We start from the raw sequence: 9,823 nt of genomic DNA on the forward strand, positions 1-9,823 counted from the left end.
GATATCTGCAAAAACAGCAATGATGAGAATTAAAGTGGAAAAACTAAAGATTAAAAAAAGCCTTTTTCCACTCATGCCGATATATTGATGGATAATTACACCTATGGATTTTCCTTTATGTCTTAAGGAAGCGACCATACTTCCAACATCATGCACTGCGCCTATAAAAATCCCACCAACTATAATCCAAATCACGGCCGGAATCCAACCAAAAGTTACCGCTATGATAGGACCAACTATTGGACCTGCACCTGCAATGGAAGCAAAATGATGACCTAAAACCACTAATTTATTGGACGGGATATAATCTACACCGTCCGCCTGAGCATGAGCAGGCGTGGGTTTATCATTTTTAATATCAAATTTCTTACTTATGAACCGGCCATAAGTGAAATAAGCTACAATTAGAACTACAGCCGATAGAAGCAATAGAAGAGGTAAACTCATATAGATAAAATTTATGGGCTCTTAATAAAATAATATTAGCAACAAATTTCCGATAATGAAAGTATGTTCGTACTTTTGCCCTGCAAATAATCACAGCTAATTATTTGCATTATGAGCTTAGACACATCCAAATTCGTTTACGAAGCTTTAACATACGATGACGTATTATTGCTTCCTGGATATTCAGAAGTATTACCAAGAGAAACTGACACTTCCACAAAACTAACAAGAAATATAACCCTTAACATTCCTTTGGTTTCCTCTGCTATGGATACCGTAACGGAACATCATTTAGCTATTGCCATTGCACTAGAAGGTGGTCTTGGATTTATTCATAAAAACATGACCATCGAACAACAAGCTATGGAGGTCAGAAAAGTGAAGCGTTCTCAGAGTGGAATGATTTTAGATCCTATTACTTTGCACATCAACAGCACAGTAGGTGATGCGCTAAAAATCATGAGGGAAAATAAAATCGGAGGAATTCCGGTAGTAGATTCTAATAAAAAATTATTGGGCATTGTAACCAACCGAGATTTAAGGTTTCAGAAGGACGGAAAAGTATCGGTTGAAAAAGTAATGACTAGCGATAAATTAATTACTGCAGAAGAAGGTATTAATTTAGAAGGTGCAGAAGAAGTATTGCAAGAGTATAAAATTGAGAAATTGCCGATTATTAATAAGTCGGGAATTTTGATGGGATTAATTACTTATAAAGATATCCTTAAGAAAAAAGATAAGCCTAATGCCTGTAAAGATGAATTCGGAAGGCTGAGAGTAGGAGCGGCAATTGGAGTGACAGGAGATATCGAAGAAAGAATTGATGCCTTGGTGAAGGCCGGAGTAGACGTGGTGACCATCGATACTGCACACGGGCATAGCAAAGGAGTAATTGACACTGCCGCTCGTATCAAGAAGGCATATCCTGATTTGGAAATGATAGTAGGAAATATTGCTACACCTGAAGCCGCGAAAGCATTGGTAGCTGCTGGCGCAGATGCCGTAAAAGTAGGTGTTGGTCCGGGTAGTATTTGTACCACCAGAGTAGTAGCCGGAGTAGGCGCACCTCAATTGTCTGCAGTTTACGAAACGTATAAAGCTATAAAAGATACTGGAGTTCCGATTATTGCTGATGGAGGTATTCGTTTTTCAGGTGATATAGTAAAAGCTTTAGCCGGTGGTGCGGATAGCGTAATGATAGGTTCGCTTTTAGCGGGAACAGAGGAAGCACCAGGAGAAATGATTTTATTTGAAGGAAGAAAATTCAAATCTTACCGAGGAATGGGCTCAGTGGAGGCCATGAATATGGGAAGTAAAGATCGTTACTTCCAGGATGCAGAAGATGATATCAAGAAATTAGTGCCGGAAGGTATTTCAGGAAGAGTCCCATTTAAAGGGTTGGTATCAGAAGTATTACACCAAATGATAGGCGGACTAAAAGCTGGAATGGGCTATTGTGGAGCTGGAAATCTTGAACAATTAAAGGAAGCTAAATTTGTAAAAATCACAGCAGCAGGAGTAGCTGAAAGCCATCCGCATGATGTACATGTTACAAGGGAAGCACCGAATTACAGCAGAAAGTAGAACCTAGATACTAGAACCTAGAGTCTAGACATAAGAATAGATAAAATAGCGTTGGGAAACTGACGCTATTTTTTTGGTGGGCTTTAAATTAACTAATTTTTTGGTTATATTGTGTTAAGGTTTGCTTAGAACCTTAAAAAGAACCAATTAAAATCAAAAAATATGAAGGCATCAAAATTTATTCTGACGATTTTCCTGTTGTCAATTTTGTCTAGTTGCAATAGAAAATCAATTGAAATTGACCAGACTGTAAACCCAGTAATTGGCGATATTAGCTTTTTAGAAACTTTCGAAAACCTGCCAACTAAAGAAACAAAGGAGGATTTAAGAATTAAAACACATTTAAAATATGTTGAGAAGGTTTTGAGAAGTAAAGACGTTTCCAATTTCACGAATGAGCAACAAGAAAATAGACTTAAAATGCTTGACTTGCTTAAAGAGTATTGGACAGCGGGAGTTTTTCCTGGAAATTATGATTATCCTGAACAAAGAAAACCGTGCTTTATTGACAAAAACGGTAATATTTGTGCTGTTGGATACTTGATTGAACAAACTGCTGGGAGAAAAATTGCGGAAGAAATAAATACTAACTTCAAATATGAGTATTTATTAGCAATGAATGACCAGACAGTTGACAGTTGGATTCAGTCTAGTGGGCTCTCAAAGGAAGAATGTGCAATGATACAACCTCAATATGGATATCTTAACTCCCAGAATGTAAATAATATCTCAGCAGCTTACGGAGTTCCTTCGTCTTTAATGAGTGGAATGAATTTGTCATTAAGTACGATAAACGGAATTCAGATTGCTAAAGAAACCACCAATAAAACAGTTCCTATTTTAGGATTAATTTCAGGAGCAGGACAAATAACTCTTGGTGCATTAAATTATCCTAAAGTAGAAATGACTTTAAACGGAATCTCTCAAAATACAGGTCAAAGGAATCTGTCTTTGTTGAACATTGGGCTAGGAACAACCACCATGGTATTAAGTAGTTGGAATTTATTAACAAACAAAAAACCCAAAGAAAAATCGCTGTCTTGGAATGTCTATAGCTTTCCGACTCGGGGGAGCAATGTAGGTCTTGGCTTAAGTTTCACAAAGCGACTTTAATTAGTAATAGACGAAGAGGTAGAGAAGTAATCCAAAGACTATATTAGCTTGCTAAAAAAGAATAAAAACTTATCGGGTTAAAAATATTTACCGCCTATTTACCGAATAATTATGAAAACTATAATTATTGAAAAGTTTAAGAATTACTTCTCACAAATAGATTTCTCAAACAATTCTATTTTAAATGAAATCTATTCAGCTGATATAGTATTTAAAGACCCAATTCACGAAATAAAAGGTATTGAAAACCTCAAAGAATATTTTCAAAAATTGAATGACAATCTGATAGAAGGCTCATTTCTATTTACGGATGAATCAATTGTGGATAATAAAGCTTATTTAAGCTGGGAAATGAACCTCAAATTAAAAAGACCCATAAAGAATGTTAAAGCATCAGGTATTTCAGTTCTTATAATAGAAGATAAAATAATTAAGCAAAGAGACTACTTTGATGCCGGGGAGCTGTTCTATGAAAACATACCTATTTTGGGCGGAATAATCCGGAGCATAAAGAAGAAATTATCGAAATAAAATTATAAACTAAAAGAACCCATGAGCACTGACCTTTCCAATCAAAATTCAGTAGTTGTTCATTTTATGTTTTACAAAGAAGTACAAGACGAACTACATGAACTGAATGAAAAATTGGATAATGCATAAGTGAAAAAGGAGTAGGACAGCATTAAGATTAACTTTTTATTTAACCAATTTTAATTCTTCTCTTAGTTTAGAAACTTCAATATTCTGATTTCTTAAGCGCTCACAAAGTATTTTCATAATCTCTCGGATCACTTCAGATCGGTCAGCCATAATTTCGTAGAAAGCTTCCTGATCAATCCTAAGCAAAAGGCTATCTTCAAGAGCTGTTACTGATGCAGACCTAGGTTCAGCATCTAACAAAGCAAGTTCTCCAAAGAAATTCCCTTCTTTTAATTCTGCCAATTTCACTTCCCCATCATGTACAAGAACCGACCCAGAGTAAATAATATACATGCAGTTTCCTATTTCAGATTTTTTCACAATTTCACTACCCTCCATAAAGGTTAGTTCTTGTAAAATGGCCGCAATATCAACCAATAAATCCTCTGGTGTTTCCTTAAAAATGGCAGTAGTTTTTAGTGCCATCACTTTTTCGATTGTTAAAAGTTTAGTTTCCATATTAATATTGTCTCTCACTTTTTGACTTAATAGCGTGCCATCATCATTCTGATTTTCTTCTTCAATTTGCTTTACTCTTGCTAAGGTATAGTTGGCCGTTTCTGCATATAAAGCTTCCTCACTTCTACTTATTTCTTTTAACTTTTCTACAAGTGCCGGAATTCGAATTTGCTGAACAGAATAAATAACAACTGCCCGTGTCCAGGGAATTACTTTAGGACAATTTTCATTGCTCAGTAATAGCGCTAAGAATTGATCCAATGAATAATCAGGAATAGGGTATTTATTACTCAAAATTTTAATCTGCTGAGAAATAGGATAATTTTCTAATAAAGGCATAATAACCAGTGCCAATTCCTTTGCGACCAAAACATCTACAATTTCTAATGCATTAGCAATTTTAGTTTTATCTTTCATTTGAAGACGCTCCCATACCTGACTAAGTTCCTTTGATTCATAAAGAATTGAAAGCAGATATAACATCCTTTTTACCAGATGCCTTAATTCGATATTAAGAGCCTGAATTACAATGTTAAAATTAGACTTTTGCATCCAGTGATCGGTGTGTTGTAAGACTTTTATAAATTTTAATAACCATGTGGCATCAGCCATTTCTGAATGTATAGTTTTTAAGATGTAATTTTTTTCCTCTGGAGTCGAAGCGTAATTTAACTGTATGCATGATTGTAGGATTTGATCCCTTATCTCTATATTTGGATAATATAACTTATCTTTTAAAAGCTGAATTGATTTAGGGGAATCTATTCTACCAGTAACAGTTACTAAACGTCTTAATAATTTATAATCTGTGTTTTCACGCTTTAAAACAGGATTAAATGCATCCAAAACATTTTCCCCACATTTAATCAAAGAAATCATAGCTGGTTCAAATAGGTTGCTAGTCCCAACCATTTCTACTAAGGATTCAAAAAGTTTAGGATGTTTTATTTTCCCCGCAGCCTTTATAGCTGTCTTTTGAACGTTTAAGTTTTTATCATCTAATAAAGAGAGAATTGGTCGATAGAAATTGTGAATGCCTACTTCTCCAATCACATAAGCGCCAAACTCTCTTTGTTTGGGGCTTTTTGAATTGATAAACTCCAATAATCTTTGACCACCCGATATAATACCATTAATTCCACCGTAACTAATTAAGCCCACTACTGCCCCTGCTTGAACTAAAGCATCTTCATCATCCAGTAAGGGCACTATTTCCTCCGTAATATTACCCTCGCCTAAAAAGCAATAAGTTTGAACCGCTAGTTTTTTAATATTTGAGTCCTCATCATTTTGAATTCTATCATGAACAACATCCAGCATGCCCACTACCTTAAAATCTATAATTCTTTGGTATACTTCTCGCCTAACCTCAGGCACAGGATGTACAATCAGATTTGTAAATAATTTTGTATTATTTTCAGAGTCATCTTTACTGAGAACATCCAGTGCATAAATTACCTCCCCAGGATGTCGGCTTTTTAATTTTTCTTCAATGATGTGAATAGTTTGAGGCGTATTGATATCTAATGCAGAGGTTTCAATAAATCTTTTAGAAAGCACATTCTCTAATGTGGACAGATAACTTTTATTTAGATAAGGAATACAAACTATCCATAATATTACTCCTCCTAATAATAAATAACTGTAATACACCAAACTATCATTGCTTTCAGAATAGGTTATAACTAATATCAAACCTCCTAATCCTATGGCAAAAATTTCCACATTATTCATGATTTTATAGCCAGCCATTTTCATTTTGCGCTCCAGAGGTTGTAATAATGAAATAAAGGTGGTTTTGTATAATGAAGAATTCAATACCTCACTAATCAGCATGATGAATATCCATGAATAAATTAGTAAAGAAGAAGAGTTAGGAAAAAAGCTTTCGATGATAACCAATATGCTGATTGCAGCTAAGGTGACAGGTAAAACTAATAAGTTAAATCTAATACCAAAGTTACGCTGAATAAGACTATAGAGGAAGGATTTAATGAAGAAGGCAATAAATTGACCAATACCGAATACAATGGAAATTAACTGTACAATATCTTTTTGGTTGGTTGTTTCAGAATCAATTTTATAAAGGAAAGCAAATTCGATAAAAATAATAGATATGACCGAAGCACTTATGGTCATACTAAGTAAGAATATAAATTTTGTTTTAAATAACTTCTCAATTAAAGTAGACTTTTCTTTTGTGCTAATAGGTCGAAATTCTTCATGATTCTCATGATCAAACTTATCGATAGTGACTTTACGTTTTCCTGAGACGATCAGTAATAAAACAAATAAAGAAATTAGAAGCCCAGCGACACAAATCCATAATAAATCGATAGTACCCATAAAAGGAATGAGCAAGGAAGCAGTCAAATAGCCTAAAATATTGGCAGGTATTTCAGAGGAGGTTACTAAGCCATATAAGCGCTTGCTTTGTCTGACATCTAATAACATTAAGACAAGACGGTTGAAGCCATCTTCTATATAATCAGCAATTACCCTATGGCCTATAATTAAACCATATCCAATCCAGGAAAGCTCATAATTGAAACCAAATCTAAAAACAACAATTATAGTACACATCATTATCGCTTCAGCAATGATAATGCTTCTCATGGAAAGGACTTTTTCTAGCTGGTCATATATTGCAGATAAAACAATTAGTGAGACACTGGTCCCTATAAATACATAAGGCAGTTCTCTGATAGAATTGTCCGTTAAGAAAATGGCACTTGCCGTCACAAATAGTACAGCAAGAGCGAAATACTGGAAAAATGAAAATACTAGTAATAGAATTACAGTAGTTCTTTCCCCTTCTCGAAGGTTAAGTGCTTTTTGAAGTTTTAAGAGTATTGATAATTTTATATTCACTGAATCAATGTTTTTTTCAATTCAGCTAAATGCATATCTTTTAAAGGTTTCCTGTTCTTAATCGCGGTTTCTGTAAAAAAATGATGCGCTTCAAAAAATGAAACCTGTTTATAGTTGAACTCTTCTTCAGATTCAACCAAACCGTAAGCTTGCCATTCTTTTAGTAATGATTGAGATATTTCATAAAAATCATCTCTTCCTAAATAATCAAGGTCAGCATCACAAATAATTTTTTCTAAGTGATTATTGGGTTCTTGGGGTACTTTTGTAGCCAGAATTAATTGTTCTATAATTTCAATTTGCCTTTCGCTATATCCTAATTCCGGTAATTTTTCTTTAGCGATTTTGGCCGCAATGGGTTCGTTATTAAGGTATTGTTTTACAAAACCCAAATCATGAAAATATCCTGCTGTTCTTAATAGTATTAATTCTTCTTCAGAAACCCCTTCTTCTTTGGCAATTTCTGTTATAGCTTTACAGACGTCCAGCGTATGGCTCACATGGTGATAATAAAGATCAGGAGAGAGTTCGTTATATAAACGGTTTAATGCGTATTGCTTGGCTCTTTTAAAGTCCATAATTTTGGGTTGATAGATGAGAACAAATTACTATATGCTAACATTATAAGCAAATATTTATTAAATTTTATAAATGATATTTAAGATACATATTCTTGATTTACTTTCGATTTTTCATCTCTAACAGGCTCTAATTCACCCACTTTCAAATTATTTAGGAAATACATCCTTAATTTCCCCGTATTCTTGGCCTCAATCTCACCACGGTACTCACATTCAAATTTATCTTTAATTAGTTGATAAGTGTTTTCAGAGATATTTACTTTTCCTGCTTCGGAAGTTGATTCCATACGTGCAGCAATATTTACTGTATCACCCCATATATCATAAGCAAATTTCTTAATTCCTACCACACCAGCTACCACAGGACCAGTATGAATACCTATCCTAACTTCAAAAAAAACTCTGCCCTCTTTTTCCCTTTCAGCCCTATGTTTATCCATGTAATTTCTGATTTCCAATGCTGCTCTAGCTACATTATCCGGATGAGTTGAGTTTTCTTTAGGAAGTCCGCCAGCTGCCATGTATGCATCTCCAATAGTTTTAATTTTTTCCAAACCATATCTAGAAGTGATGATATCAAACATCTTGAAACATTCATGTAAATCTGAAACCAATTGGTTCGGAGTCATTTTAGCAGATATATTAGTAAAACCTTTGAAATCAGTAAATAGAATGGAAGCAGAATCGTAATATTTTGGTTCGGTGAATCCCTTTTCTTTTAATTCCTCCGCTGTTTCTTCGGGTAATATATTTAATAAGAGGTTATCAGATCTATCTTTTTCTTTTTCCAGAACTAGTTTCATCTGCTTCATAAACTTGTATCGTCTGAAAATACCAATAGCCAGTAACAGTATTAAAACCCCTGCAATAACAGCTCCCCAACTAATGGCTAATTGTCGTTTATTTTGTAATTGTTGGATTTCGTTAGAAGCTTCTAGAAGATTTATTTCATCTTGCTTTTTTTCTATTTGATATGAAAATTGCAGTCCTCTAATTTTATCGGCTGTTTCAATATTATAAACAGTGTCTTTCATAGCAGCATATAAATCATTGAAGTAATATGCACGCTCATAATTATTTAAATTCGAATACGCTCTTGATAAGAACTGATAAATATCTTTTAATTCATATTTAAGATCTAAATTTTCTGAAACCTCTTTTGCTTCTTTTAACTCACTTATTGCCTTTGTGTTCTGACCTTGAATAATATAACTTTCGCCTAAACCAATTAGAGCTTTAGCTAATAATTGCTTTTGTCCAGCTTCTTTTGATAATTCTACTGCTTGAGTTTGTAATTTAATTCCTTCTTGAATATTCCCTTTTTGAACTAATAATTTCCCTTTAGTCTGTAATGGTTGAGCGTATAAATTGGAGTCTTTGTAAGTCTCAAGTGTCTTATCTAGATAATATATAGAAGAGTCATATTGCTCTAAATCCATAAAAAGTGAGCCTAAATTTGTATATAAGTTTCCAATAGATTGCTGATCATCAATGAAGTCAAGATATCTGATAGCTTTTCTAAAATAAATTAACGCTTTTTCATAGGTTTCTTCCTTGTTTGTATAAAGAGTTCCAATATTGACTAAAGCTGAATATATTCTCAGTTCCTTTGATTCTGCTTCAATTTCTTCAGCAAATTGTAATGCTTTGAGATAGTAGTCAAGCGCAACTGCATCATCTCCAAAAGCAAAATAAACAGCCCCTATATTATTGATTAGATTAGATACTCCGTCCTTGTCATTGATTTCTTTAAATGATTTTAAAGATTCCTCCCAGAAGGACAATACCTGTTTAAAGTCTCCTTGATAATAATAAGCTATTCCAATGTTTTTATTAGCATATGCAAGACCTCTTTCAAAATCATTTGCCGCAGCTAATTCCTTCGCCTTATTTCCGTAGTAAATTGCAGAGTCTCCATTAATTTGAAAAAAGGAAGAACTTATGTCATTAAGGATATTTACTTGTTGAGTATCTGCTATGTTTTTTTTAAGTAGTGATTTTAAACTATCTATTTTATTATTTTGACCGGTTAAGGTTAAGGGAATTATCAATAAAATAAATAGGATATA

Annotated in this window: 7 protein-coding genes; 3 read left to right on the top strand and 4 right to left on the bottom strand. The window is 33.7% G+C overall.

What is annotated here, in order from left to right; translation table 11 throughout:
- Window positions 1-447: carbon starvation CstA family protein (locus Q0L29_RS14510; protein ID WP_296622821.1), on the bottom strand; the 447-nt coding region annotated here is incomplete at its 3' end.
- Window positions 448-558: 111 nt separating this feature from the next.
- On the opposite strand from Q0L29_RS14510, the gene guaB reads away from it, so the two are divergent.
- The 3 genes from guaB (at window position 559) to Q0L29_RS14525 (ending at window position 3,675) form a co-directional block, all read left to right on the top strand.
- Complete coding sequence (gene guaB, locus Q0L29_RS14515; protein WP_296622823.1) at window positions 559-2,031, top strand: IMP dehydrogenase; 1,473 nt, start codon at window positions 559-561, stop codon at window positions 2,029-2,031.
- A 162-nt stretch (window positions 2,032-2,193) separates the two neighbouring features.
- Complete coding sequence (locus Q0L29_RS14520) at window positions 2,194-3,144, top strand: hypothetical protein (RefSeq protein ID WP_296622825.1); 951 nt, start codon at window positions 2,194-2,196, stop codon at window positions 3,142-3,144.
- Window positions 3,145-3,255: 111 nt separating this feature from the next.
- On the top strand, window positions 3,256-3,675 hold the full coding sequence (locus tag Q0L29_RS14525) for a nuclear transport factor 2 family protein (RefSeq protein ID WP_296622827.1): 420 nt from the start codon (window positions 3,256-3,258) through the stop codon (window positions 3,673-3,675).
- Between the two features lie 165 nt (window positions 3,676-3,840).
- Here Q0L29_RS14525 and Q0L29_RS14530 read toward each other — a convergent pair whose 3' ends face one another.
- The 3 genes from Q0L29_RS14530 to Q0L29_RS14540 form a co-directional block, all read right to left on the bottom strand.
- On the bottom strand, window positions 3,841-7,173 hold the full coding sequence (locus Q0L29_RS14530; protein ID WP_296622829.1) for a cyclic nucleotide-binding domain-containing protein: 3,333 nt from the start codon (window positions 7,171-7,173) through the stop codon (window positions 3,841-3,843).
- Window positions 7,170-7,751, bottom strand: coding sequence for an HD domain-containing protein (locus tag Q0L29_RS14535; RefSeq protein ID WP_296622830.1), 582 nt, complete (start codon window positions 7,749-7,751; stop codon window positions 7,170-7,172). The genes Q0L29_RS14530 and Q0L29_RS14535 overlap by 4 nt, the downstream gene beginning before the upstream one ends.
- Before the next feature lie 80 nt (window positions 7,752-7,831).
- On the bottom strand, window positions 7,832-9,823 hold a 1,992-nt coding region (locus Q0L29_RS14540), incomplete at its 5' end, for an adenylate/guanylate cyclase domain-containing protein (RefSeq protein ID WP_296622832.1).

The sequence above is a fragment of the Marivirga sp. genome (genome assembly GCF_024636815.1).
Lineage (GTDB): Bacteria > Bacteroidota > Bacteroidia > Cytophagales > Cyclobacteriaceae > Marivirga.